At 38.9% G+C, this 26,033-nt stretch carries 23 protein-coding genes, 2 tRNA genes and 1 riboswitch; of the genes, 16 read left to right on the top strand and 9 right to left on the bottom strand.

The window, feature by feature from the left end:
* From B0185_RS03005 to B0185_RS02960, 10 genes are all read left to right on the top strand, one after another.
* The coding region (locus B0185_RS03005) for an acyltransferase family protein (protein ID WP_249024984.1) at positions 1-1,880 on the top strand (1,880 nt) is incomplete at its 5' end.
* Positions 1,881-1,961: 81 nt separating this feature from the next.
* The gene (yaaA, locus tag B0185_RS03000) at positions 1,962-2,735 is read left to right on the top strand and encodes a peroxide stress protein YaaA (RefSeq protein WP_005706070.1); all 774 of its coding nucleotides are present in this window, start codon (positions 1,962-1,964) and stop codon (positions 2,733-2,735) included.
* Positions 2,735-3,289, top strand: a complete 555-nt coding sequence (locus tag B0185_RS02995; protein ID WP_005706077.1) for a hypothetical protein — start codon at positions 2,735-2,737, stop codon at positions 3,287-3,289. Before yaaA ends, B0185_RS02995 begins: the two co-directional genes overlap by 1 nt.
* A gap of 103 nt (positions 3,290-3,392) precedes the next feature.
* A complete protein-coding gene (gene lepA, locus B0185_RS02990) occupies positions 3,393-5,186 on the top strand; it encodes a translation elongation factor 4 (protein WP_039863121.1) in 1,794 nt (597 codons plus the stop codon).
* Positions 5,187-5,276: 90 nt separating this feature from the next.
* Positions 5,277-6,155, top strand: coding sequence for a signal peptidase I (lepB, locus tag B0185_RS02985; protein ID WP_005706073.1), 879 nt, complete (start codon positions 5,277-5,279; stop codon positions 6,153-6,155).
* A gap of 81 nt (positions 6,156-6,236) precedes the next feature.
* A complete protein-coding gene (gene rnc / locus B0185_RS02980) occupies positions 6,237-6,905 on the top strand; it encodes a ribonuclease III (RefSeq protein ID WP_005706065.1) in 669 nt (222 codons plus the stop codon).
* A gap of 106 nt (positions 6,906-7,011) precedes the next feature.
* Positions 7,012-7,917 carry a GTPase Era gene (gene era / locus B0185_RS02975; protein WP_005706068.1) on the top strand — a complete coding sequence of 302 codons (906 nt, stop codon included), beginning with the start codon at positions 7,012-7,014 and terminating at the stop codon, positions 7,915-7,917.
* 46 nt (positions 7,918-7,963) lie between these two features.
* Positions 7,964-8,701 carry a DNA repair protein RecO gene (gene recO / locus B0185_RS02970; protein ID WP_039863115.1) on the top strand — a complete coding sequence of 246 codons (738 nt, stop codon included), beginning with the start codon at positions 7,964-7,966 and terminating at the stop codon, positions 8,699-8,701.
* 126 nt (positions 8,702-8,827) lie between these two features.
* On the top strand, positions 8,828-11,008 hold the full coding sequence (locus tag B0185_RS02965) for a TonB-dependent siderophore receptor (RefSeq protein ID WP_005706066.1): 2,181 nt from the start codon (positions 8,828-8,830) through the stop codon (positions 11,006-11,008).
* A 94-nt stretch (positions 11,009-11,102) separates the two neighbouring features.
* Positions 11,103-12,275 carry a sugar transporter gene (locus tag B0185_RS02960; protein WP_198429616.1) on the top strand — a complete coding sequence of 391 codons (1,173 nt, stop codon included), beginning with the start codon at positions 11,103-11,105 and terminating at the stop codon, positions 12,273-12,275.
* 76 nt (positions 12,276-12,351) lie between these two features.
* Here B0185_RS02960 and hflD read toward each other — a convergent pair whose 3' ends face one another.
* From hflD to metX, 5 genes are all read right to left on the bottom strand, one after another.
* A complete protein-coding gene (gene hflD / locus B0185_RS02955) occupies positions 12,352-12,987 on the bottom strand; it encodes a high frequency lysogenization protein HflD (RefSeq protein WP_005706074.1) in 636 nt (211 codons plus the stop codon).
* Between the two features lie 25 nt (positions 12,988-13,012).
* Complete coding sequence (cydC, locus tag B0185_RS02950; protein ID WP_005706076.1) at positions 13,013-14,680, bottom strand: heme ABC transporter ATP-binding protein/permease CydC; 1,668 nt, start codon at positions 14,678-14,680, stop codon at positions 13,013-13,015.
* 71 nt (positions 14,681-14,751) lie between these two features.
* Positions 14,752-15,348, bottom strand: coding sequence for a DedA family protein (locus B0185_RS02945; RefSeq protein WP_005706083.1), 597 nt, complete (start codon positions 15,346-15,348; stop codon positions 14,752-14,754).
* 9 nt (positions 15,349-15,357) lie between these two features.
* A complete protein-coding gene (gene purR / locus B0185_RS02940; RefSeq protein ID WP_005706064.1) occupies positions 15,358-16,368 on the bottom strand; it encodes an HTH-type transcriptional repressor PurR in 1,011 nt (336 codons plus the stop codon).
* Between the two features lie 99 nt (positions 16,369-16,467).
* On the bottom strand, positions 16,468-17,538 hold the full coding sequence (metX, locus tag B0185_RS02935; RefSeq protein WP_039863112.1) for a homoserine O-acetyltransferase MetX: 1,071 nt from the start codon (positions 17,536-17,538) through the stop codon (positions 16,468-16,470).
* 279 nt (positions 17,539-17,817) lie between these two features.
* Between metX and B0185_RS02930 the strand changes: the two genes are divergently transcribed.
* A complete protein-coding gene (locus B0185_RS02930) occupies positions 17,818-18,414 on the top strand; it encodes a SanA/YdcF family protein (protein ID WP_039863118.1) in 597 nt (198 codons plus the stop codon).
* Positions 18,415-18,473: 59 nt separating this feature from the next.
* On the opposite strand, the gene lysC is transcribed toward B0185_RS02930, so the two are convergent.
* Positions 18,474-19,823: a lysine-sensitive aspartokinase 3 gene (lysC, locus tag B0185_RS02925; RefSeq protein WP_005706075.1), complete on the bottom strand. Its 1,350-nt coding sequence runs from the start codon at positions 19,821-19,823 to the stop codon at positions 18,474-18,476.
* 81 nt (positions 19,824-19,904) lie between these two features.
* A riboswitch (Lysine riboswitch) is annotated at positions 19,905-20,099 on the bottom strand.
* Positions 20,100-20,374: 275 nt separating this feature from the next.
* On the opposite strand from lysC, the gene B0185_RS02920 reads away from it, so the two are divergent.
* Together B0185_RS02920 and B0185_RS02915 are read left to right on the top strand one after the other, a co-directional pair.
* Positions 20,375-20,450, top strand: a tRNA-Gly gene (locus B0185_RS02920).
* A gap of 15 nt (positions 20,451-20,465) precedes the next feature.
* Positions 20,466-20,539 (top strand) — tRNA-Cys (locus B0185_RS02915).
* Between the two features lie 83 nt (positions 20,540-20,622).
* Here B0185_RS02915 and B0185_RS02910 read toward each other — a convergent pair.
* The 3 genes from B0185_RS02910 to B0185_RS02900 all read right to left on the bottom strand — a co-directional run bounded on the left by B0185_RS02910 (position 20,623) and on the right by B0185_RS02900 (position 22,923).
* Positions 20,623-22,344 (bottom strand): tyrosine-type recombinase/integrase, encoded by a 1,722-nt coding sequence (locus B0185_RS02910; RefSeq protein ID WP_158077817.1) that lies wholly within the window; start codon positions 22,342-22,344, stop codon positions 20,623-20,625.
* Positions 22,316-22,519 (bottom strand): helix-turn-helix transcriptional regulator, encoded by a 204-nt coding sequence (locus B0185_RS02905; RefSeq protein ID WP_039863168.1) that lies wholly within the window; start codon positions 22,517-22,519, stop codon positions 22,316-22,318. The genes B0185_RS02910 and B0185_RS02905 overlap by 29 nt, the downstream gene beginning before the upstream one ends.
* A gap of 113 nt (positions 22,520-22,632) precedes the next feature.
* Positions 22,633-22,923, bottom strand: coding sequence for a hypothetical protein (locus tag B0185_RS02900; RefSeq protein ID WP_143413714.1), 291 nt, complete (start codon positions 22,921-22,923; stop codon positions 22,633-22,635).
* A gap of 363 nt (positions 22,924-23,286) precedes the next feature.
* Between B0185_RS02900 and B0185_RS10295 the strand changes: the two genes are divergently transcribed.
* The 3 genes from B0185_RS10295 to B0185_RS02890 are packed head-to-tail and all read left to right on the top strand — an operon-like array spanning position 23,287 to position 26,033.
* A complete protein-coding gene (locus B0185_RS10295; RefSeq protein ID WP_005706340.1) occupies positions 23,287-23,586 on the top strand; it encodes a type I restriction-modification system subunit M N-terminal domain-containing protein in 300 nt (99 codons plus the stop codon).
* A 21-nt stretch (positions 23,587-23,607) separates the two neighbouring features.
* On the top strand, positions 23,608-24,846 hold the full coding sequence (locus B0185_RS02895) for a type I restriction-modification system subunit M (protein WP_005706353.1): 1,239 nt from the start codon (positions 23,608-23,610) through the stop codon (positions 24,844-24,846).
* Positions 24,846-26,033 carry a restriction endonuclease subunit S gene (locus B0185_RS02890; protein ID WP_005706266.1) on the top strand — a complete coding sequence of 396 codons (1,188 nt, stop codon included), beginning with the start codon at positions 24,846-24,848 and terminating at the stop codon, positions 26,031-26,033. Before B0185_RS02895 ends, B0185_RS02890 begins: the two co-directional genes overlap by 1 nt.

Here is a 26,033-nt window from a genome sequence, read left to right as displayed (position 1 = left end):
ACAAACAAACAAACAAACAGCTAGCTTACCGTCCTGAAGTAGATGGCTTACGTGCATTAGCCGTACTTTCTGTCTTTATTTATCACCTGAATGAAAATTGGCTTACAGGTGGTTTTCTTGGCGTAGATATTTTCTTTGTTATTTCGGGATATTTAATCACTAGAATTATTACAACAGAAATGGCAAGCGGTCATTTTTCGTTTAAAACTTTCTATCAACGCCGTATCAAACGGATTTATCCTGTCTTTATTCTTACCATTGCATTAGCTTCTATTTTTTCTTCGCTCTTTTTTATTCGAGCGGAAGGTGAATTACTCCGCAAAACAATAGAACTGGCGCCTATTTTTGCAACCAATTTCTATCTTGCATACCGTCAAGGATATTGGGATATGAGTGCGAATGAAAACCCTATTTTGCATTTATGGTCGCTTGCAGTGGAAGAACAATATTATTTATTCTTCCCGATTATTTTATTTTTCGCTTTTAAGCGTGCAAAACAGACCGCTATTTTTATGAAAGTAGTTTTGGCACTTTGGGTATTCTTTTTACTTACCAATTTTCTGCCGCAATCTGCTTATGAGAAGGTAGGGATTTATAATCTTTACTACACGTCTAATTTACGTTTCCCAGAATTATTAGTAGGCTCGTTTTTAGCGTTGCTTCCTGCTTCTACTCATTCAGTAAGAAATCAAATTCTAAGTGTGTTAAGTATTATTGGGCTTGTTTTTTGCCTCTTTTTCTATCAGAAAAATACGCCTTACTTAGTTGGGATGACAATTTTGCTGCCTTGTGTGTTGGCTGCAATATTGATTTATTCAGCCACTTCAACCACATTAGTTGGACGATTTTTCTCATTAAAACCTGTAGTTTGGGTAGGTAAGCTTTCTTATTCTATCTATTTATTCCACTGGCTATTTATTGCATTAACGCATTATGTGACAGGCGCAAGAGAATTTTCAATGAATACTGTTGCGTTTATTATTTTAGCGACCTTTATCTGTGCGATTTTAAGTTATTATTTATTAGAACAACCTATTCGTAAATCAACACTAAGTTTTAAACAAGCGGTTATTTTTCTCTATTTAATTCCATCTGTTGCGGTTATTGGCTATAACTTAGCGATGAAGAAAGTGGTAGTGAAACGCACGCACGAATATGATGTAATTAGCCATGTTAATCTTGAGCCTGTTGAGTTTCACCAAAAGAAAATCGCTGTATTGGGAGATTCTCACGCAGGACATTTAACTCAATTCTTAAATTATGTGGGTAATAAAGAAGGTTGGAATGTTGAAGGCTGGGGCGATGTCTTGAAATGCTATGGCTTGAATGGTCAAGAACCGCTTGAAACATTAAATGAAGAACAAAAAGCCTATTGTGCGAAATACCAAGAGTTAGAAAATAATCCTGTGGTATTTATTTCTATGTTTTACAATTTGAAACGAGGCACTGATCCGTTACCAAGAATTACTGCGTGGGAATTTAAGGTAGACGATTTTGACCAAAGATTAAAAGCAATGATTGAGCATTTTGCGAAAACCAAAAAAGTTTATGTGTTTGCAGATGTTAAAGTGGCAGATCGTTCGCCATTACGCTCGGTTTATTTAGCCAAATATGGATTAGATAAATATTTAGCGCCAATCGGGGAATTAGGCGATACTAAAACCACGAATGAGCATCTAAGAAAATTGGTGCAAGATATTCCAAATGTTACTTTTGTTGATCCGACTAAATATTTGCCAGAAGGATATTTTATGGAGGGTAAACCGCTTTATGTTGATCAAGATCATCTGAATAACTTAGGCTCATTACAAATGGGGAAAGGCTTTGCGGAAAAAGAAACCTTGATTTCTGAAGAAGTAAAAGAAAAATGGTTGAAATAAAGCCATAACCTTTTAAAATACTTGAACTATTTGATGCAACAGCCGTACTTTCACGGCTGTTTTATTTTAAAAGGAACTTCTATGCTTGCCATTATTTCTCCTGCGAAAACCCTTGATTTTGAAACAGCAGCCCCTCAATTTGCATTTTCTCAACCAAATTTAACCGCTTACAGCCAAGAGTTGATCGAAATTTGTCAGCAATTTACTCCTGCGGAATTAGGCTCATTGATGTCGATTAGCGATAAATTGGCGAGCTTAAATGTAGCACGTTTTGCCGAATGGCAGCTTGAACATAACGAAACAAACGCTAAAGCGGCACTTTTTGCATTTAAGGGCGATGTTTACACAGGGCTTGAAGCGGAAACGTTGAGTCGTGGACAAGTGGAATATGCACAAAAACATTTGCGTATGCTTTCAGGCTTATATGGCTTGCTAAAACCGCTTGATTTGATGCAGCCTTATCGCTTGGAAATGGGCACGAAATTGGCGAATCCGAAAGGCAAAGATCTTTATGCTTTTTGGGGTAATATTATTACTGAGCATTTGCAACAGGCGATTGATGAGCAAGGCGATAGCGTGTTGATCAATCTTGCATCAGATGAGTATTATAATGCGGTAAAGCCAAAAAATCTGAATGCAACTATTGTAAAACCAGTTTTCTTGGATGAGAAAAATGGCAAGTTCAAACAGATTTCATTCTATGCTAAAAAAGCCCGTGGAATGATGGTGCGTTTTATCTTAATTGAGCAACCAACTGAAATTGAACAACTTAAAACCTTTAACTATGGCGGTTATTGGTTTGATGAAGAGAGCTCAACAGCAACCGAGTTGGTTTTTAAACGCGAGGAGCAGTAATGAATATTTTTCGTTGGGGTAGCTTTGCACTTTTTTCCTTATTTTTGACCGCTTGCCAGTTTAAAACGGGCGGTTTTGATCTGCCTGATGCAGTAACTTTCCAGAAACAGCGTTTTGAAAAGGTAACTCAAAATCAGATTGATGAGATGCAACAACTGCTCTATTTGCCTGCTGAGGGCGCAAAAAATCCCGAGAATTGGCAGAAAGGTATTTTGATTTTTGTAGATAAAAACAGCAAAGGGATGAGTTTAGCTGATCGTGCATCGTTACGTCAAAATGCGTTTGCTCAGCAGGTAGATACACAAGCCAAAGTTGAAGTAGAGCAAAATGAACTGCGTAGTGAGGTTCTTTATCCACCAACAGAGCGTTTTAATGATGTGCAGTTAGAGGTTTCGCGCGGGAGAGATTTGCAATGCGGTTATGCACAGATGCAGTTTTCTGACAAGCGGTCTGCTTTTGCAAATAAATTGCAAAATTTAACCGCTTACCAACAGGCATTAAGCGAGCTTGCACTTGAGTTTAGTCGATTGGCTTGGCAGGTGAATTGTCAATAGCAAAATAAAGCATTTCCTTTGAAATAACTGGGAAATTCAAGTAGAATTGCACGGTTATTTTTCCCTAAATTTTTAAAAACAGGACATTTATTGCCCGATGAATATGAAGAACATTCGTAACTTTTCGATTATTGCCCACATTGACCACGGAAAATCTACGCTTTCTGATCGCTTGATTCAAACCTGTGGCGGTTTGTCTGATCGTGAGATGGAAGCACAGGTGCTAGACTCAATGGATCTTGAGCGTGAACGTGGGATTACTATTAAAGCACAAAGTGTAACCTTAAATTATAAAGCGAAAGACGGCGAAACCTATCAATTAAACTTTATCGATACGCCAGGACACGTAGACTTCTCTTATGAGGTTTCGCGTTCACTCGCAGCCTGTGAAGGTGCATTGTTAGTCGTTGATGCAGGGCAAGGCGTAGAAGCACAAACGCTTGCAAACTGCTATACAGCGATTGAAATGGATTTGGAAGTGGTGCCAATTCTAAACAAAATTGACTTACCTGCGGCAGATCCTGAACGCGTGGCAGAAGAGATCGAAGACATCGTTGGGATTGATGCGATGGAAGCAGTGCGTTGTTCTGCAAAAACAGGCGTGGGTATTGAAGATGTACTAGAAGAAATCGTGCATAAAATCCCCGCACCAGAGGGTGATCCTGAAGCACCTTTACAAGCTTTGATTATTGATTCTTGGTTTGATAACTACTTAGGTGTTGTATCGCTTGTGCGTGTAAAAAATGGTACGCTCAAAAAAGGCGATAAAATTAAAGTGATGAGCACGGGGCAGTCTTACAATGTGGATCGCCTTGGCATTTTCACGCCAAAACAAGTGGATACGACTGAACTTAATACGGGCGAAGTAGGTTGGGTAGTGTGTGCGATTAAAGACATTTTAGGTGCACCAGTGGGTGATACTTTAACCCACCACCATAATTCGGCAACCGAAGTGTTACCTGGTTTTAAAAAGGTCAAACCGCAGGTTTACGCAGGCTTGTTCCCTATTAGTTCAGACGATTACGAAGCTTTCCGTGATGCGTTAGGTAAATTGAGCTTAAACGATGCTTCTTTATTCTATGAGCCAGAAAATTCAACCGCATTAGGCTTTGGTTTCCGTTGTGGTTTCTTGGGCTTGTTGCATATGGAGATCATTCAAGAGCGTTTAGAGCGTGAATACGATTTAGATCTCATTACCACGGCACCAACGGTAGTCTATGAAGTAGAGCAAACGAATGGTGAAACTGTCTATGTGGATAGCCCATCGAAATTACCACCGATTAGTAACATTAGCGAAATTCGGGAGCCGATTGCAGAGTGTAATATGCTTGTGCCGCAAGAGTATTTGGGCAACGTGATTACCCTTTGCGTGGAAAAACGTGGCGTGCAAACTAATATGGTTTACCACGGCAATCAAATTGCGTTAACCTATGAAATCCCAATGGGCGAAGTGGTGTTAGATTTCTTCGACCGTTTGAAATCAACTTCACGTGGTTATGCTTCATTGGATTACGGTTTCAAACGCTTCCAAGCAGCGGATATGGTGCGTGTGGATATTATGATCAACGGTGACCGCGTGGATGCATTAGCGTTAATCGTCCACAAAGATAATGCACAATATCGTGGTCGTGAGTTGGTAGAAAAAATGAAAGATCTTATTCCACGTCAACAATTCGATATTGCGATTCAAGCAGCTATCGGCAACCACATTATTGCACGTTCAACCGTAAAACAGTTGCGTAAAAACGTATTGGCAAAATGTTACGGTGGTGACGTAAGCCGTAAGAAAAAACTTCTACAAAAACAAAAAGAGGGTAAAAAACGAATGAAATCTCTCGGTAACGTAGAAGTACCACAAGAGGCGTTCTTGGCGATTCTGCACGTGGGTAAAGATTAATCCCCAAAAGGGAATTTTGCATTAATCAAGCGGTCGAATTTGCAGATGAATTTGTAAATTTAACCGCTTGTTAAACTAAAAGGAGAAGTTATGGCACAGATTGCCCCTATTATTTTTATCGGGATTTTATACGGCATTTGGAAATGGTTAGATTCAATGCAGTTGCCGAATACTATTTCTATTTTGTTGGTCGGCTTAGTAGTTGTTTGTGGTGGCTTTTGGTTCTACAATAAATTTAACCCAAGCAAGAAAAATGGCTTTACTGATTTCTTCGGTTCACTTTTTGGCGTGTTGGCATTAGTGACTATTTTACGTTCATTTGTGTTTGAACCTTTCCAAATTCCAAGTGGCTCAATGGAGCCAACTTTACGTGTCGGTGACTTCCTTGTTGTAAATAAATTTAATTACGGCATTAAAGATCCGATTTGGCAGAAAACGCTTATTGAGAACGGACACCCAGAGCGTGGCGATATTATTGTGTTCAAAGCTCCAAAACAACCGCACGTTGATTACATTAAACGCGTGATTGGTATCGGTGGCGATACGGTAAAATATGATATGGTAACCCAATCGCTTACCGTAACCAGCAAAGATGGTACTGTAAATGTGTTTAAATATGAAAATGTGGAACCAAATGCTGATTTCTTCTATCACGGCGAAATGCAGGTAGAGAAAACGGAAGTTGGCAGCGTAACGCATCAGATTTTGAATAATCCATCGCCATTTAATTATGCCCCTTATTTCTTCAAGCAAGAGGGACAAGCTGACGGCGAATGGGTGGTGCCAGAAGGGCATTATTTTGTGATGGGTGATAACCGCGATAACAGCGAAGACAGCCGCTTCTGGGGTTTTGTGCCTGAACAAAATATTGTAGGTAAAGCAACATTTCTCTGGCTAAGTTTAGATAAAAAACCAAATGAATTCCCGAAAGGCTTACGTTTCGAGCGAATGTTTACTTCCATTCAATAATTTCAAGCGGTTGAATTTGCAAAATGTTTTGTAAATCTAACCGCTTTCATTCTATTTTAATGGGGAAAACCCCAAAAAATTATGCAACTAGAACGATTACAGAAAAAATTGGGTTATCAATTTGAAACCCTTGATTACCTCACTCAAGCCTTAACGCACCGCAGTGCGGCATCAAAAAACAATGAACGCCTTGAATTTCTGGGTGACTCTATTCTTAACTTTACCATCGGCAAAGCTTTATTTGATAAATTCCCAAAAGCGAATGAAGGCGAATTAAGCCGTATGCGTGCAACACTTGTGCGAGAGCAAACCTTAGCCATTATTGCCCGTCAATTTGATCTAGGGGATTATATGAAACTTGGCGCAGGTGAACTCAAAAGCGGTGGTTATCGTCGCGAGTCTATCTTAGCCGACTGTGTGGAAGCGATTATTGCCGCAATCTATTTGGATAAAGGAATGGATCAGGCAATGCAGAAAGTGAATGACTGGTATGTCACATTTTTAGCTGAGATCAGCCCAGGCGATGCACAGAAAGATCCCAAAACTCGCCTACAAGAATTCTTACAAGGTCGCAAATTACCACTGCCTGAATATGACGTGATTGATATTAAAGGCGAAGCCCATAACCAAACCTTTAAGGTGACCTGTAAAGTGAAAAATGTGGATGAGGTGTTTACAGGTATTGGTACAAGCCGCCGTAAAGCAGAGCAGAATGCAGCAGAGAAGGTGTTAAACGTATTAATCAAGTAGGGGGTGTGGATTAAAAATACACGCACGCAAGCGGTTGAAATGTGAAAAGCTTTTACAAAAGCGTGCGTGAAACCAGTTTCATACACCCTACAAAAAGGAACAAAAAATGACAGAAAATCAAAAAACATATTGTGGCTTTATTGCTATTGTTGGTCGCCCGAATGTGGGTAAATCGACCTTACTCAACAAAATTTTAGGACAAAAAATCTCTATTACTTCGCGTAAAGCCCAAACCACTCGCCACCGTATTGTCGGGATTCAAACCGAAGGAGCATATCAAGCCATTTATGTGGACACACCAGGGTTGCATATTGAAGAAAAACGTGCCATCAACCGTTTGATGAATCGTGCGGCAAGCTCGGCAATTGGTGATGTGGATTTGATTATCTTTGTGGTCGAAGGTACAAAATGGACAGAAGATGATGAGATGGTCTTAAACAAATTGCGTGCGGCAAAAGCTCCTGTAGTGTTGGCAATCAATAAAGTGGATAACATTAAAGAAAAAGATGAATTGTTGCCGCATATTACCGAGCTTTCACAAAAATTCGATTTTGCCGAAATCCTGCCGATTTCAGCCCAACGTGGTAAAAATGTCCATCTGCTTGAGAAGATTGTACGTCAATCTTTACGTGAAGGCGTGCATCACTTCCCTGAGGAGTATGTAACCGACCGCAGCCAGCGCTTTATGGCATCAGAAATTATCCGCGAAAAATTGATGCGTTTCACGGGCGAAGAGTTACCTTATTCGGTGACGGTAGAAATTGAACAATTCAAAGTGAATGAGAAAGGGATTTTCATTATTAATGGCTTGATTTTAGTTGAGCGTGAAGGTCAGAAAAAAATGGTCATTGGAGCGAAAGGCGAGAAAATTAAAACTATCGGGATTGAAGCCCGTAAAGATATGGAGCGTTTGTTTGATGCACAAGTTCACTTAGAGTTGTGGGTAAAAGTGAAAGCTGGTTGGGCGGATGACGAACGTGCATTGCGCAGTTTGGGGTATATTGACGAATAGTCTTGTAAGGTGGGCTTTTCCCACCATTTTTATCATTAGTGATTAAATGAGCAAAAACTTTGAGGCTCAGCCCTTACAACGGGCGTTTGTCTTACATCGGCGAGAATATAGCGAAAGTAGTCTGTTAGTTGATTTCTTCACGGAACACAACGGGCGGATGACGCTATTGGCAAAAGGAGCGAGACGTCCTCGCTCTCCACTAAAAGCCTTGTTGCAACCTTTCACACCGTTGTTGCTACGTTGGACGGGTAAGGGCGATTTAAAAACCTTAACCCAAGCAGAAGCCGCATCACTTACTTTACCAATGGAGCCAATGGCACTATATAGCGGATTTTATGTAAATGAAATGTTGGTAAGAGTGTTGGAAAATCAGACCGCTTACCAAGAGCTTTTTAACCATTATTTGCAGTGCGTTACGCGATTAGCCAGCAATGCAGAACAACTTGAGCCCATTTTACGAACCTTTGAATTTCAAATGTTACGGGCATTAGGTTATGGTGTTGATTTCTGCCATTGTATGGCAACAGGCGAAGAAGTTGACCCAAATATGTGGTATCAATTCTGTGAAAATGAGGGCTTTATCGCTTCGCTTTTACAGAATAACTTGAGCTTTCTCGGTAAAGATTTGCTTGCCTTTGAGGTACTTGATTTCTCTGATAAATCTACCCAACAAGCTGCAAAACGCTTCACCCGTATTGCATTGAAACCTTATCTTGGCTCGCAACCGCTAAAAAGCCGTGAGCTATTTCAATCTATCCTACCAAGTAAATTAAAAGGGGCGTAAGCCTCTTTTTTGTGTTTATTTCATTAAATAAAAATATTTTTCATTTGAGAGCGATTTTTATTTAGGTTATGTGTATAATATCCGCGTTTTTTATTTCCCTTTAGTCTTTATTACAGGAATCTCTGAATGAAATTTAAACATTCTTTAGTTTACACTTCGTTATTTATATTGCCCGTAGCGGCAATGGCGGAAAACACATCACTTTCACAAGTGACTGTTTCTGAATCTGCTTCTGATGCTCAAGACATCAACAACGGCAGTTACCAATCTCGAGTGAGTAACATTGCGAATAAAGGGGCAACGCCTTTGATTGACTCACCACAAACCGTGAATGTGGTAAACAACCAGCTTTTAGAAGATCGTAAACCAACAAGTATTGATGAAGCGTTAGCAACTGTCAGTGGCACAACTCAAGCAAATACTTTAGGTGGTTTAATGGATGCGGTGTTAAAACGTGGTTTTGGGGCAAACCGTGATAACTCAATTTTACGTAATGGTGTAGTAGCAGGTCCTTCGCATAACTTTTCAGCTACAACAGAGCGCGTTGAAGTGCTAAAAGGTCCTGCTTCTGTGTTATACGGCATCCAAGATCCAGGTGGTGTTATCAATATCGTAACCAAAAAACCACAGCAAGAAGCGAAACACGTATTAGGTGGTTCTGTGGGGTCAAATAATGCTTGGGGTGTGAATTTTGACTCAACGGGCGGTTTAGGTAATGGCTTTGCATATCGCTTTATTTATGACCAAAATGACAAGGATTATTGGCGTAATTTTGGCAAAATCAAACGTGGTTTATATGCACCATCGTTTTCTTGGTCAAATGATAAAACAGAAATCGTAGTAGGCTACGAACATCAAGATTATACCGACCCATTTGATCGCGGTACTTACATTATTGCCAACAATACCCCAGCAAATGGGCGTGGGCAGGTTGTCAATATTCCAGTAGAGCGTCGTTTAGATGAACCATTTAATAGCGTGGTAGGCAAAATTGATATTGTGACGTTACAAGCTAGCCACAAATTAAATGATGCTTGGAAATTAAATACAAGCTACGCTTACACCAAAGATAGTTACAATTATTGGCAAGCACGTGTAACGGCAATTAACTTGGCTAACAACCGTGCAACGCGCCAAATTGAGGGAATTCAAGGCTCAACACAACGCAACCATAGTGCAAGCTTTAATGCTGTAGGTGAAGTGGTAACGGGCGATATTGCACATCGTATTGTAACAGGTGTGGATATGGGCTATACCAATTTAGATATTGGTCGCTATCAAGCAGCGAGTAATAGTGCAATTTCTATTATCAATCCTGTTTATGGACAAGTAAGCACGGATAATATGCCGTTAGCAGCTGCAAATGGTCACCAATTTGCGAAATTAAAAACCATTGGTGTTTATCTTCAAGACTCTGCTTATTTAACAGATAAATTGATTTTATCTGGCGGTTTACGTTATGAGTATTACGACCAAGAAGCTGGTCGTGGCGGTCGTACAACACCAGAGCGTTTATACACCGATGATCATGGCGGAAAAATGCTTTATCAGGGTGGTTTAGTGTATAAATTTACGCCAGATTGGTCTGTGTATGGTAACTATGCTCAATCATTCCGTCCGCAATTAAGCCGTGCGGCAGTCACAGAAGGTTTAAAACCAGAAGAGGGCGAATCTTACGAAGTGGGTACTAAATTTGAGAACGGTTATTTTAGCACTAACTTAGCTCTCTTTAATATTGAGAAGAAAAATATGTCTGCGACAGAAAGCCGTAGCGGGACAAACTATACCTATTTAATTGGTAAAGTACAGTCACGTGGTGTGGAATGGGATATTAGCGGTAAATTAACGGATCGTTTAGGTGTAACGGCAACTTATGCTTATACAGATACCGAAACGAAAGAAAACCGCAATTTACCTTATTTAGCAGGCAAATCATTTGAGGGAGTACCAACACACCAAGCAAGCGTATTCGCAACTTATGATTTAGGTAATTTTGCGAACGGTCAATGGCGAATTGGTGCAGGGGCACGTTATTTAGGTTCTTGGAACGTATATAACACACGTAATGCAACAGGCAACCAAGTTGATTACCGTGAAACTTATAAAGTACCTCACGCCATTGTAAGCGATGCGTTTATCTCTTACCAAACTCAGCTTGCAGGCAAAAATGTGCATTTACAGCTAAACGGTAAAAACTTAGGCAATAAGCGCTACTATGTTTCTACTCAAGGTTTAAACAACAACGTCATTCCACTAGCTTATGGTTATGAGCGTGAATTTATCTTTAATACCAAAGTAGAATTCTAATCTTAATTCTGGTTTACAAGCAGTTGAATTTTTCTTACTCTTTGCATTGCAAATTGAATGAGAAATTTGACCGCTTTATTTTTAGGATTTAATGATGATGACCAAACAATCTTATCGAAAACTCGCGTTAATGCGGGTTTTTGCATTTTCGCTTTCCGCATTTATTTTTAACACGACAGAGTTTGTGCCTGTGGCTCTACTTTCAGATATCGCTCTAAGTTTTGAGATGGAAACCGCAATTGTTGGGCTGATGATTACCGTGTATGCGTGGATGGTGTTTCTCGGCTCGTTGCCGTTGATGTTACTTACCGCAAAGGTAGAACGCAAGAAATTACTGCTTTCGATTTTCTCTCTCTTTATTGTCAGCCATATTCTTTCCGTGGTAGCGTGGAATTTCTGGGTATTGCTCATCTCTCGGATCGGTATTGCTTTGGCACACGCCATTTTCTGGTCGATTACCGCCTCACTCGTGATTCGAGTTGCACCGAAAGATAAAAAACAACAGGCATTGGGGCTGTTGGCATTAGGTAGCTCACTGGCGATGATTTTAGGTTTACCGCTAGGGCGACTGATTGGGCAGTCATTGGATTGGCGTTCCACTTTCGCTGTAATTGGTATTATTGCAACGTTGGTCATGCTGTTAATGTGGAAATTGCTCCCTCATTTGCCAAGTAAAAACGCAGGCTCATTGGCAAGCATTCCTGTGTTGATGAAATGCCTGCTTTTAGTTGGGATTTATCTGCTTGTGATGATGATTATCTCAGGACATTTTACCACTTACAGCTATATCGAACCTTTTGCTATTAAAGTCAGCCAGTTCGCTCCTGAAATTGCAACAATGATGTTGTTTATTTTTGGTTTAGCTGGAGTGGTGGGCAGTTTTTTATTTGGGCGTTTATATACAAAAAATCCACGAAAATTTATCGCTTGTGCGATGATGTTAGTGATGCTCCCGCAACTTCTTCTTTTCCCGCTTAAGCATTTTGAAATTGCTATTTTCTTGCTCGTATTCTTATGGGGAATTGGCATTACCAGTTTGAGTATCGCACTACAAATGCGTGTACTCCAACTTGCCCCCGATGCGACGGATGTTGCCTCTGCCATTTACTCAGGAATTTATAATGTTGGCATTGGAGCAGGTGCACTGTTCGGCAGTATCGTTATTCATCAGTTAGGTTTGGAATACATCGGGCTAATAGGTGGTGGACTCGGGATATTGGCATTGTGTTGGCTTGGGTTTATTACGGTGAAGTTTGTGAAAAAATAAGGGGCTGTCCTAGATAACTAAGTTAAATTCCCCATTAACTAATTTGATAATTTAAAACGGGGATTTGTTAATAGAGTTAAAGTATTTGATAAAGCGATTTCATTTGATTTAACAATTTCTTACGTGAAAACAAAAATTGCCAGCGAGTTCCCCCAACTTGTTGCCAGAGAATACCTGCACGGATGCCCGCAAGTAGAGTGGCTCGGATTTTTTGCTGAATATCTGGACGAACGAGGTAATCTTGCATACCTAATACGTGGATTTTTGTGCCAAGTGGGCTAATCACGTCGCTATAAATGGCGGCAAGATTAGCCACCATTTGGTCTGCCATAATATCGCCTTCGTAAAGCAAAAGTTGTCGCTCAATTTGTTGCAAACGTTGTACAAGTTGAGTTTTAGATTCTGGCGATTTATTTAGTTTTTGGCTAAGTGATAACAGGCTTACCCAATATCGTCCGATTTCGGTATCGAGTTTGCCATTGCCTCCGCCAAGTTGAGCCAGTGCGGTTTCTATACCTGTTTTAAGGCGTGTCAAATCATCGCCATAGATAGAAAGCGTAGAATCAGGTTGAGTCACAAGCAAGCTTTTCATCAGTATTGCCATATCTTCGCGGTCTTTTGCGAAACCTTTGTGTGCAAATTGTTGTACTAATGTCGCTGCTTGACAGGTCGCAGCAAATGCAACTGCAATATCTTGGTAGTTTTTTGTCATAAAAATTCTGATCTATTAAATAAAATTAAGCCAATAATTGCCCATTATCTATTCGATAAACACGGTCAAAGCGTTCTAATCCTTGCAAACGATGGGTAATCATCAGCAACGTGCGTGCTTGGCAGTGTGCGAAAATAAGCATTAAGATCTGTTGCTCGGTTTCGCGATCTAACCCTTCGGTCGGTTCATCAAGCAAGACTAATTCTGCATTGCTCAAGAGCACGCGAGCTAATCCCAGTCTGCGTTGTTCACCCCCAGAAAGCGGTCTTCCACCTTCTCCAAGCCATAAATCTAGGTCTTGTTCTTGTAAGAGATAAGCAAGCTCCACCCGTTCTAAAACCAATTTAAGTTGCTCATCGGTTGCTTGAGGATTTCCCATCAAGAGGTTATCACGTAATGTCTGACTGAAAATGTGTACACGTTGGCTAAGTGTTACTAAATGTGATCTTAATGTTGCTTCAGAGTAATCAGCCACGTTGCAATTTGCCAGCAAAATTTGACCGCTTGTTGGATCGTAATGACGATTAAGCAACTGGAAAATGGTTGATTTTCCGCTGCCAGTTTTGCCTAAAATAGCCACTTTCTGCCCTTTTTTTACTTCAAATGAAAGGCCGTTTAATGTAGCTTGATGGTTTGAAGGGTAGCTGAAAGTGACTTTTTCAAAACGTACAAGCGGTTGATTTTCAGCAATCTTTTGCCATCTGGTTGAGCCATTAAACTCTACAAGTGGGCGTTGTTCAATCAGATCATTTAAGCGTTCGGCTGCCGTCATGAGCTGACCTAAATGCAAGAATGAAATGCCAATAGGCATTAAGATTTCAGCTGATGCCATCACGCAGAAAATAACCAGTGCCACAAGGGCTTCAGGGTTATCTGCACTTGAAGCGTTAATCGCAGTAGTAACCAATAAAAACACTACGCACACTAAGGTGCCGTTTATAAAGGTCAGCAGTGCATTTGAAAAGCCCGTTAATTGGCTCTCTTTACTTTGTGAATGTAGCCAAGTTTGTTCGGTTTTTTCAAGCTTTTCGGTCATTTGTGGAACTAAGCCAAAGAGCAAAAATTCCGCATTGAGCTGAACCCACTCAATAAATTGACTGCGATATTCTGCCCGTGCTTGAATGATTTTTTTGCCCGATTTCTGCCCTAAACGATAGAAAATGGCAGGAAAAATGAAAAGTAGGGCAAGCAATGTGCCGCAGATAATTACTGCTAATAAACCAGAGACAAACGATAAGCCGATCGCCATAAAGGTAATCACCATAATTGCACTGATAAATGGTGAGAGTAAGTTGAGATAAAGAGTGTCGAGCGTATCTACATCTGCGACTAAACGGTTTAGCAATTCGCTATTTCTAAAGTGATTTAGACCGCTTGGACTCAAAGGGATAAGTTTTTTAAAGACGGAAATACGCAGTTCCGCAAGCACTCGGAATGTGGCATCGTGCGTGACTAGGCGTTCGAAATAGCGCGAGATTGTCCGTCCGATCGCTAAGCCACGCACTCCTGAAGAGGGGTAGAAAAAGTTAAATAAAATCGTTGAACCGACTAAAAATGAGGCGGCTAAAAACCAGCCCGAAAGGCTGAGCAGTCCAATACTGGCGGAAAGGCTTGTAATGGCTAGGATAGTGCCTAGCAACAAACGTCTGGAGTGATTGCTATAAAGTGAAAGAAATGGGAAAAGTAGTTTCATTCTGTTGTATAGATAACAATATTGTTCGTAAGTTAAATAATAAAAGTCTTTCTTTTCTAAGTAGGGGGATGTTATTTTTTCTTCTGTCCTTTAAACCACTTAAAGGCAAAATAAATAGCCACTAAACCAAGCACAGCAAAAATGGTGTGTTGACCGTGTTCTACTTGTTCTTTTAACCAGTCTAATTGTTGAGCACCGTAATCACCTAAATACACCCAAACAGGTACGGAAATAATTGCCGCACAGAAATCCACTAACACAAAGCGGGTAAAGCTAATGCGGCGAGTAATGCCTGAAACTAAATAAACCACTGCACGTAAACCAGGTAAAAAACGGGCTAAGAATAAGAGGCGGTTGCCCTGTTTTTCAAAGCGTTCTTGCACCATTTTGTAGCGATCTTCGGTAATAATGTTACGAATAAGTGGAAAATGGCGGATTTTTTCTCCGTAGATGCGACCAAGCCAATACATTGTGCTATCGCCAATCAATACACCAAGCATACTGACGACTAACATCCAATGTACGTTGGTGTAGCCTAAACCAGAAATAACCCCGCCTGAAACAAGGGTAATATCTTCAGGAATTGGCACGCCAAATCCGCAGGCGATTAACACGAGGAAAACTGCCCAATAACCGTAACTACTAAAAAAGCTAATTAAAAATTCCATTACCTTTCCTTATCTATTTATGTTTTTGACTGAATGACGTTTCACTAACTCAGGGTGAAACTCAAGTGTTTGTGGTAAAGCTGCCGTTTCTTCTTTCTTAATTCGCTCTAATAACAGATCCAACGCCTTTGTGCCTAATCTTGATTTTGATTGGTGCACAGTGGTTAATGGTGGGGCGTAAAAACGTGAGTTGTGAATATTATCGTAGCCGATAATGGAAATATCATTAGGTACAGAAAGTCCTCGTTCGGTAATTGCTGAAATTGCCCCCAACGCCATCACATCATTAAAACAGAAAATCGCAGTGGGCAATTCTTCTAAGCGGAACAGATTATTCATACATTCATAGCCATCTTCTGGTTCAAAATCGCCCTCGACAATCCATTTGTCTTCAATAGGCAAACCCGCATCATTCATCGCTTTTAAGAAACCTTCAAAGCGGGTTCTAGCGGTCGTTTTTTCTAAATTTCCTGCAATTACGCCAATTTTTTTATGACCGTTTTCAATTAAATGCTGAGTCGCCAAATAACCGCCTTCGAAGCTATTATCTAAGATTCGGTCGCTTTTGCCATCATGCGTACCCCAATCCATTACTACCATTGGTACGTTTGTGCCATTAAATAGTGCAAGTGATTTTTCGGTATATTCTGAACACATAACCAAAATGCCATCTACGCGTTTTTTGATCAACATATCCAAGTGGTTTTGGATTTTTTCTGGGTTATTCTGCGTGTTGCACAAAAAAAGCGAGTAGCCTTGGCGGTAACAATGCTCTTCCACTGCGAGCACAATTTCTGCGAAGAATGGGGCTTCGCTTGTGGTAATAATCATTCCGATAGATTTGGTCGTGTTCACTTTTAAACTACGTGCTACGGCACTTGGGGAATAATTAAGGGCTTGTACTGCATCCCACACCGCTTTGGTGGTATCCTCTGCGACAAAACGGGTTTTGTTGATGACGTGTGAAACAGTAGTTGTTGAAACCCCTGCATATTTCGCTACATCTTTAATTGTTGCCATAATATTTGTCTCTAAAAATAAAAATTAACGCTCTATTATAGCGAAAATTTCCGATTTTAGTGATAGGAAAACGATTTCTTTACATAATTGACGTGTTGTTTACCCATTCAGTGCTTGCTTAATCAATGGCTCAAAAAAAGCATAATCAACCAAGAATGAGTCGTGCCCAAAGTTTGAGTTAAGCTCATGATAGTTTAAATTTACTCCTGCATCTTGTAATTGCTGGCGGCTTTTTTGTACATCTCGCAATTTGAAAAGCTGATCGCTAGTAATCGCAATTAAGGTATAATTTGCTTTAATTTTAGCTAAAGCGGTATTTAAATTTGGATAATTAAATGCAGGATCATAAAGATCTAATGCACGTAATAAATGTAAGTAGCTGTTGGCATCAAAACGATCTAAGAATTTCACACCTTGATAGCTTAAGTAGGATTCTACTTGAAAATGATCGCCCCAGAATTGCCCATTTTGCTTGGTTTCACGTCCAAATGCTTTGGCGAGCTGTATATCGGTTCGATAGGTTAGCATTCCTAACATTCGAGCAATTTTTAAGCCATTGTCGGGGGCTATACCATCGTAATAATCACCGTTATTATAATGTGGATCGTTAATGATTGCTTGACGCATCACGTGGTTAAAACCAATAGCTTCGGCACTCATTGAAAGCGAAGAGCAAAGATTGATAACATTATCAATAAAATCAGGGTAATCAATCGCCCATTGGGTGGCTTGCATACCACCGAAAGAGCCACCGATAACTGCGTGCAAGTGGGAAATACCTAATGCATCAATCAAGGCTTTTTGAACTTTTACAATATCTTGCACCAAGATGAGAGGAAATTGGCTGCCGTAAGGTTTCCCAGTGCTCGGATGGAGTGAAGAGGGCCCTGTTGTGCCTTTACAGCCACCGAGAACATTTGAGCAAATAAAAAAGTATTTATTGGTATCAAATGCAAGATTTGGGCCGATAAAATCTTGCCACCAGCCTTTATCCATACCAGAAAGTGCAGGCTCTGCATCGCCTGTGAGTGCGTGGCAGAGTAGTATTGCATTGTTTTTTTCTGCGTTTAATGTGCCATAGGTTTGGTATGCCACCTGAACAGGCGAAAGCTCGCCCCCGAGTGCCAATGAGAGAGGTTTATCCTCAAATAATGTGATACTTTGTGCCATATAACCTTGATTTGCAAAATAAAGCAGAATTTTACCGCTTGCGAGATGAAATATGCGTAAGGTAGCGATAGCAGGGTAGTTTGTCAAGAAATTTTAGCCATCTAAACGTCTAGAAAGCTAATCTATAACTTGTTATTTTAAAGTGAGTTCAATAAAATCGGTTTAAGCCATTATAAATTGTGATTGATTATGTTTAACCTATTCCAAAATAACATCATTAGAGCTCGTTTAGATCTTGTTCAAAAAACATTTTGGGTTACCTTAAAATATGGGTTTTGGATGCTTATTGCACTGAGTTTTTTGCTGATCGTAATTGATATTACAACAAGCTATTGGGTGCGAGATCGTATTTATACTGACATCAATAAACTACCTAATTATCGGACAGCAGTGGTGCTTGGCACTGCGAAATATTACACTACAGGTGCACCCAATCTCTATTATAAATACCGGATTGAAACTGCACGAGACTTGATTAAACAAGGAAAAGTACAACAACTTTGGGTTAGTGGCGATAACAAAACACCTTACTATAATGAACCACGGGTAATGGCGAATGATCTCCTAAGACAGGGAGTGCAAGCGGTGCAAATTCAGCAAGATTTTGCAGGTTATCGCACCTTAGATTCGGTTATTCGAGCTGATAAAGTATTTCGATTACCACCATTTGTAGTGGTTAGTCAGCGTTTTCATTGTGAACGAGCGATGTTTATAGCGAAAACAAGAAATATTGATTCGGTTTGTTTTGTCGCAAAATATCCAGAAGGACATTTTAAAGTGCGAATAAGAGAGTTTTTTGCACGAGCGGGCATGGTATTGGATTATATACTAGATAGGCAGCCTGAAACTTTAGAAAAAGGAAAAGAAGTGAGATAAAAATAAATGAGATAGACTAATATCTAGTCTATCTCATTTTCTTAACTCTCTAAAAAAGATTAGAAAACTCCAGCGTGTAATGCACGTACAACATTATCTGCTTCATCATTTTTCACAAGGGTGCAAACGTTATTTGTGCTTGCACCATAGCTGATTAATCGGATGTTAAAACCTTCTAATTGGTGGAATAACTGTTTTGCCACACCAGCTTGGGTGTGTAGATTATTACCAATAATGGCGACTAAAGCGAGATCGTTTTCTACATGAACGTGGCAGAGTTCTCTTAATTCATCTAATAAATCTTGAGAAAGCATTTCTGCTCCTGTTGAAGCTGAACCTGTTTTATCTAATGTTAATGCGATGCTTACTTCTGATGTGGTAATCACATCTACAGAAATGTTGTGTTTTGCTAAAATTGCGAACACATTTGCTAAGAAACCTTTAGCGTGAAGCATTGAAAGGCTTGAAAGTGTGAGCAAGGTTTGATTACGACGTAAAGCAATTGCACGGAAAGTTGGACGAGGTTGTGGATCACGCGTTACCCAAGTACCGCCCTGTTCTGGTGCTTTGCTTGAACCAACGAATACCGGGATATTACTACGCACAGCAGGTAATAAGGTTGCAGGATGAAGTACTTTCGCACCAAAGGTTGCCATTTCAGCCGCTTCGTTAAATGCCATTGTATCGATACGTTTTGCATTTGGTTCAACGCGAGGATCTGTAGTGTAGATGCCTGGTACGTCAGTCCAGATTAACACATCATCTGCGTTTAATACCTCTGCTAAAAGTGCAGCAGAGTAGTCTGAGCCACCACGACCTAATGTAGTAGTTTTACCTTCGGCATCACGACCGATAAAGCCTTGTGTAATTGCTACTTTACCTTCTGCAATAAGCGGTTTTAAAATTGTATCAGATTGTAATTTGGTTTTTTCATCGTTTGGTGCTGCTTTACCATAGTGGCTGTTCGTCGCCACGATTTCACGCACATCGACCCAAACAGCAGGATAGTTACGTTCTGCACATAATTGAGTGAAGATTTTAGTAGACATCATCTCGCCGTGAGAGATGAGTTCATCCGCAAGTGCAGTTGAAGTAGCAAGGCTTGCTGATTCGGCAAGAGCTTCAATGCGAGCTAATAATTTATCAATTTGAGCTGAAATTTCTGATTGATGTTGTAATTTTTCGATAATGTTATATTGAATTGTGCGAACAGTTTCGATGATTTCATCGCGACGTTCCTTCTCGCAACCGTTTGCGAGCTCAACTAAATAGTTGGTTACACCTGCAGAGGCAGATAATACTACCACTCGAGTGTTTGGATCTTGAGTTACAATATTTGCACATAATGACATCGCTTCGAAATTAGCGACACTTGTACCACCAAATTTAGCTACAGAAAGTTTAGACATAATAAAAATTTCCTATTATTAAGGGATGATGTTGTGATTTTAGTGATTCGAAAGGAAATTGAGTAGATTTGTGGGCGAGCCATTCCTCAGAGCACTCCATTTAAAATCGCTTTAAACGAGATTTAAATGACAGCTAGTAGGATTCAACCTGACCTAGCCGATGTTCATTCCAGTCTAGTGAATTCACACCTCGGCAAGCACTCCCATCAATTAATCGTCAAACGGCCCTAGTTGCCTAGAATTAATCTGCCTGAGTGTTGCACCTCTCTTTATAGATATTTACTTACAAATGTATTTATCTAATAAGCATAAGCTATACTTATATTTTTTTAAGCTTACAGGAAGTTAATTTAGAGAGCAATCATTTTATTAAATATAATTTAATAATTTTTTAAAAGGCGGTGACTTGAAGCCGAAATTGCTTCAAAAGTTATAAAAAACGCACAAAAAGGTCTTTTTTTATGCTGTTAGTGAAATATTTTATTTTTATCATTGACAAGAAGTTCATAATCCGTAAAATGCACCTCGTTATTAAGCACAACACCTCAAATGCGGGAATAGCTCAGTTGGTAGAGCACGACCTTGCCAAGGTCGGGGTCGCGAGTTCGAGCCTCGTTTCCCGCTCCATATTTCATATCTTATGGCGTGTTAGCAAAGCGGTTATGCACTGGATTGCAAATCCATGTAGATCGGTTCGACTCCGGTACACGCCTCCATTATTCAAACTCACAGAACATCTTAAAAGCCTAAAACTCTATATAAATCAATAACTTTGTTTATTTTATAAGTTCTTGAGAACTCACGGAAAAGCATTTAAACAATCAAGAATAGTATGTGCTTTAGTGTGTGTGATTTTATCGTGAGTAAGTCCGCATTGTTCAAGATAGTCTCCCCATCTCTGCATTACAGGAATGCGTTGTTTGAGGTAATCGTGGCGGTTGTAAGTGGCCTCAAGTGAATCATCAATTTTATGAGCAAGGACTTTTTCAGCTGTATTTCGCTCAATGCCAATGTCGGCTAAGTAGGTTCGGATTATCGATCTTATTCCGTGTGAAGTCAAAATGCCGTGATAACCGTTCCGCTTTAACGCATTATTAACCGTTTCACTGCTCATAGGTTCTTTATCTGGGCGTAAGCTGTGAGCAAAAACGAACGGATAAGTACCATTCCATTTTTTCATTTCTTCTAATACCCAAATCGCCTGTTTACAAAGCGGAACAGTATGCGGTTTCTTCTCATTTTGTCTGCCTTTCATTTTCTCTTTGGGAATATGCCAAACACAATTTTCCCAATCAATTTCACTCCATTCTACGCTAACCACTTCTGCAGGGCGAACAGCTGTGAGCAAACTCCAGAAAATGGGTTCGACCCGAATAAGGTCTCCCCCTGTAATAGCTTTTAGCCCAGAACCTATTATTTTGTAACTAGGTTGATCGGGACAAATAATCAGTAATTTATCTTTTATAGGGTAACGTTCTTTGGGATTATCAAGATTGTTAAGATTCAGAGAAATGACATTATCTAAGCCAACCATCTGCATGCAAATATCGGTTAATACTGATTTTCCTGTTGCACCTTCCCCTGTAATTTCAATAAAGAGCTGCCAGTCGTAGCGATTACTCAGAACCATATACAACAAGGCGAGTAAAACAGATTTTTTATTCTCATTGTTATCACAAGTAAAGTTTAGCCATCTATTAAAATAGGGGCTTTCTTGCTGTTTATTTTGATAAGGAAAGGGAAGAACAGAAAAAAGCCAATTATCAGGACTATGCTCCAATATTTCACCAGTTACCCGGTCAATGACTATATCCGAAAAACCGATTAAATCACGCTTGGATGTTTGCATAAGAGGAACATCGTATCTTAATAAGCTAAGATAATTATCTAGCTGTTTTTTAGTGTATTTGGCTTTAACTGTTTTAAGAAAGGAAATTAACCTAGAGGTTAATTGATATTCGTCAATAGGTTTCCAAATAGCTTGTTCATAACAATAAAATTGTTTGGTTTCTTTGTTATAAGAGTAGTGCTCCTTTGAATGTTCTAGAAAGAGTTTTGGAACATCAGCTTCATTAAATTTTACTGAGGCCTCAATTTCTGCAAATTGAATAGTCTGACCATCACGAATACGTTTAAGATAATCACTTAAATTTTCTTTGATAGATAGAGTATCATCCAATAGAACCAATGTTGAAACATCAGAAAGGGTCGCAATACTTTGGCAAATCAATGAAATGTGAATATTGCTTAACTCACCAAGTTGGATCACTTTAGCTGCTCGTTTTTCTTGCCGCACAATCCGTAAATTTGGCAGTTTTTCTAGTTGCTCATCACCTAAAATGATAAATTTTTTGGTTTTATCTAAAGATAGACAATCAGAAAGCATTTCATGGTAGAGCTTATTCCATGCTAGCGTGCCTGCTAAAATAAAAGTTTCATCAAAGGGATCTTTCAGTTGGTATTCATAAAAAGGGGCTTTTTGAATACTCATATTACCCCCTTGTAGATTTTTTTGATTCAATCCAGGCTAGAACTTCATTTAAAGAGTATCGAACAGAATATCCCCCAATCTTAATGGATTGAGGAAAATCTCCCGTTTTAGATAATCGCCAAATAGAAGTACTAGATAAACCTGTCAGCTTTGATACTTCAGATTTACGAATAAATTTATCAGTAGGTTGAATGATTTGTTCCATAATAATTACCTGCAGTAAGTTGAACTAACTTGTAACGACTTGTTACAGCAGGAAATCCTATGTGGAAGTATTCAAAAAGTCTTTTCAAATGCTTAATTTTAACTTTTGGGAAATTATAACTTATTGATTTTATTTGCTATGGCAAACCATTTTTCTATAGTAGTTTTTTTGCATTTTACTTCACTAGCAACTTCTTCATATAAATATGAACAGAGCTCACCCTGTGAAACCCCTTTTTCTTTTGCAAATTTTAATAGTCCTTTGATAACTCTGAATAGTTTTAAAGGTGATGGCATATTCTTAAATGCATTTTCTAAATTTTGCCTATATAGCTTGAGAAAATAATCAACTGCACATCTTAAGAGCCAAACATTTACAATCAAAGCAAAGATAAGAAGTAACACTGTTTCATGTGTTATGAAGGCATTATGTTGGTAACGTATTGTTAAAATAATAATTGGGGAAAGAATATAGAGAGCTATTGTTACAATCAAGCCAAGTTTTCCCCAGTTTGAAAAATCATCACAATCAATTAGTGAGTAGGGTTTTAATAATGCTTTGCATGTAATTGGTTTATTAGTCTGGTACTGGTATATTCATATGGGACTCTCATAGTTAGCTCCTCAATTTTAAGACTAAACGGGGGACAAAGGGCAAGTACACACGGCGATATCGCTGTGGACTTGCAAGGGAATATCCCTTGACCCTTTTATTTCAGTGCTACGCGGATTATAATTCCCCATAACTTTATTCATTATCAAATATTTATGACAGACCAGCAAATACTACACAAACAACTTTGGAATATCGCTAACGAATTACGTGGCAAAATGGGAGCTGATGAGTTTCGTGATTACATTCTCGGCTTCATTTTCTATAAATACCTGTCCGACAAAGCGGTGAAATTTGCTAATGAATTACTTGATGGAGAAGGTATCAGCTTCACCGAGCTTGATGATAACAATCCTGAGCATCAACGCTATATTGCAGAAATTGCTAAAAATTCAATTGCCGAAGTTGGCTTTTCACTTACTCCTAACCAGCTTTTTCATACTATTTCTGAATGAGGTAAACAAGGCTCATTTATTTTGGATGACCTTGATAAAACGTTAAAAGCAATTGAACGAAGTACACTTGGTACAGATTCTGAAGAGGATTTTGCAAAATTATTCGAAGATTTGGATTTGAATTCTAGCAAACTTGGAAATTCAGCAAATGACCGTAATGAATTAGTTGTCAAAGTATTGAACCATTTGGATGGTATTGATTTTGATTTAACTAATACTGAAAAAGATGTGCTAGGAGATGCTTATGAGTATTTAATTGCACAATTTGCGAGTGGCGCAGGTAAAAAAGCAGGGGAGTTTTATACGCCACAGCCTGTCTCTACCTTATTGGCTCGTTTGGTTACGCTCGGTAAAGACCGTTTGAAATCAGTTTACGATCCGACTTGCGGTTCTGGCTCTCTTTTATTGAGAGTTAAACGCCAGGTAAAAAATGTTGATCGCATTTTTGGGCAAGAGATGAATCGCACAACGTATAACCTTGCTCGAATGAATATGATTTTGCATGATGTTCATTTTGCTACTTTTGATATTAAGCAAGAAGATACGCTTACTCGTCCACAACATTTAGAACACCGTTTCGAAGCCGTTGTAGCAAACCCTCCTTTTTCAGCGAATTGGTCAGCAGATCCTAATTTTTTACAAGATCCTCGATTTACAGGTTATGGCAAGCTGGCACCAAAAACTAAAGCAGATATGGCATTTGTGCAGCATATGTATTACCAATTAGAAGAGCATGGCACTATGGCTGTTGTGTTACCTCATGGAGTATTGTTTAGAGGTTCGAGTGAGGGCGTGATTCGTCAATATCTAATTGAAAATTTAAATGCAATTGACACTATTATCGGACTACCAGCTAACGTTTTTTATGGTACGAGCATTCCAACTTGTGTATTAGTGTTGAAGAAGAATCGTAAGCGTGATGATATTTTGTTTATTGATGCTAGCAATGACTTTGAAAAACAAAAAACACAAAATGTGTTGTTGCCGGAGCATATTGATAAAATTATGCAAGCGGTTGAAAAACGTGAAAGCATTGCAAAATATGCGGAAGTAGTGCCATTCAGTCAAATTGAAGAAAATGATTTTAACCTAAATATCCCACGTTATGTTGACACCTTTGAAGCGGAAGAAGAAATCGATCTTGTAAAAATTTCTGAAAAATTGGCCGCTCTTTCATTAGAAGCTAAACAAACTGACAAAGTGATTGCAGGATATTGTGCTGAGTTAGGTATTGTTTCACCTTTTGAAGGAAGTAAATAATGGCAGTACCAAAGTTAAGGTTTAAAGAGTTTAATCAAGAGTGGAAAAATATAGTTTTGGAAGAGGTTGCCCAGGTTGAAAGAGGTAAATTTTCGGCTAGGCCTCGTAATGATCCAAAATACTTTAATGGAAATATCCCATTTGTTCAAACTGGTGATATTAGTAATAGTGATATTTTTTTTGAAAAATATTCACAAACATTAAATGAATTAGGGTTAACTGTAAGTAAATTATTTCCTCCTAATACTATACTTATTACTATTGCTGCAAATATTGGAGATCCTGCCATAACTAAATTTTCTATTGCTTGCCCAGATAGTATTGTTGGTATTTTAGTTAGAGAAAATCTTTCAAATGTATATTTTCTAAAGAATATATTAGATTTGAAGAAAAAGACTTTGGACTCTCAAGCCACTCAAAATGCACAGAAAAATATAAATTTGCAGGTTCTAAAACCATTAGAGATTTCTATTCCTACTCTAGATGAACAAACAAAAATCGCAAACTTTCTCACTGCAGTGGATGAAAAGATCTCTCAGCTAAATGAGCAACATCAGTTAATGATTCAATATAAAAAAGGTGTAATGCAAAAAATCTTTAACCAAGAAATTAGATTTAAAGATGATAATGGTGGAGAGTTTGGAGAGTTTGGAGAGTTTGGAGAGTTTGGAGAGTTTGGAGAGTGGGAAGAAAAGAAATTAGGAAAACTTTGCTGTATAACAACAGGGAAGCTTGATGCTAATGCGATGGTCGAAAATGGAAAATATAGATTTTATACCTGTGCTAAAGAATTTTATCATATCGATAATTTTGCATTTGATTCAGAAGCATTATTGATTTCAGATAACGGTGCCAATGTAGGGTATATCCACTATTATAATGGCAAATTTAATGCATATCAAAGAACATATGTTTTAGAAAAATGGACAGAAAATATTATTTATGTAAAGTTTTTTTTAGAGCATTTTTTAAAAGAGCGTATCAATATTGGAAAAAATGAAGGTAATACACCATACATTGTTTTGTCAGTATTGACAGAAATGCCGATATTATTGCCATGTTTAAATGAGCAGGCAAAGATTGCTGATTTCATTACTAAATTAGAATGTAAAATTGAAAATCTATCTTCTCAATTAAATCTAGCTAAAGAGTGGAAGAAAGGATTGTTACAACAGATGTTTGTGTAA

The organism is Haemophilus parahaemolyticus (assembly GCF_002015035.1).
GTDB lineage: Bacteria > Pseudomonadota > Gammaproteobacteria > Enterobacterales > Pasteurellaceae > Haemophilus_A > Haemophilus_A parahaemolyticus.
This window is presented reverse-complemented; position numbering and strand designations above follow the sequence as displayed.

Bases quoted from the DNA above. Each gene is read 5' to 3' on its own strand.
- yaaA (WP_005706070.1), top strand. From the start codon at position 1,962: ATGCTTGCCATTATTTCTCCTGCGAAAACCCTTGATTTTGAAACAGCA.
- B0185_RS02995 (WP_005706077.1), top strand. From the start codon at position 2,735: ATGAATATTTTTCGTTGGGGTAGCTTTGCACTTTTTTCCTTATTTTTG.
- lepA (WP_039863121.1), top strand. From the start codon at position 3,393: ATGAAGAACATTCGTAACTTTTCGATTATTGCCCACATTGACCACGGA.
- lepB (WP_005706073.1), top strand. From the start codon at position 5,277: ATGGCACAGATTGCCCCTATTATTTTTATCGGGATTTTATACGGCATT.
- rnc (WP_005706065.1), top strand. From the start codon at position 6,237: ATGCAACTAGAACGATTACAGAAAAAATTGGGTTATCAATTTGAAACC.
- era (WP_005706068.1), top strand. From the start codon at position 7,012: ATGACAGAAAATCAAAAAACATATTGTGGCTTTATTGCTATTGTTGGT.
- recO (WP_039863115.1), top strand. From the start codon at position 7,964: ATGAGCAAAAACTTTGAGGCTCAGCCCTTACAACGGGCGTTTGTCTTA.
- B0185_RS02965 (WP_005706066.1), top strand. From the start codon at position 8,828: ATGAAATTTAAACATTCTTTAGTTTACACTTCGTTATTTATATTGCCC.
- B0185_RS02960 (WP_198429616.1), top strand. From the start codon at position 11,103: ATGATGACCAAACAATCTTATCGAAAACTCGCGTTAATGCGGGTTTTT.
- hflD (WP_005706074.1), bottom strand. From the start codon at position 12,987: ATGACAAAAAACTACCAAGATATTGCAGTTGCATTTGCTGCGACCTGT.
- cydC (WP_005706076.1), bottom strand. From the start codon at position 14,680: ATGAAACTACTTTTCCCATTTCTTTCACTTTATAGCAATCACTCCAGA.
- B0185_RS02945 (WP_005706083.1), bottom strand. From the start codon at position 15,348: ATGGAATTTTTAATTAGCTTTTTTAGTAGTTACGGTTATTGGGCAGTT.
- purR (WP_005706064.1), bottom strand. From the start codon at position 16,368: ATGGCAACAATTAAAGATGTAGCGAAATATGCAGGGGTTTCAACAACT.
- metX (WP_039863112.1), bottom strand. From the start codon at position 17,538: ATGGCACAAAGTATCACATTATTTGAGGATAAACCTCTCTCATTGGCA.
- B0185_RS02930 (WP_039863118.1), top strand. From the start codon at position 17,818: ATGCTTATTGCACTGAGTTTTTTGCTGATCGTAATTGATATTACAACA.
- lysC (WP_005706075.1), bottom strand. From the start codon at position 19,823: ATGTCTAAACTTTCTGTAGCTAAATTTGGTGGTACAAGTGTCGCTAAT.
- B0185_RS02905 (WP_039863168.1), bottom strand. From the start codon at position 22,519: ATGGAACAAATCATTCAACCTACTGATAAATTTATTCGTAAATCTGAA.
- B0185_RS10295 (WP_005706340.1), top strand. From the start codon at position 23,287: ATGACAGACCAGCAAATACTACACAAACAACTTTGGAATATCGCTAAC.
- B0185_RS02890 (WP_005706266.1), top strand. From the start codon at position 24,846: ATGGCAGTACCAAAGTTAAGGTTTAAAGAGTTTAATCAAGAGTGGAAA.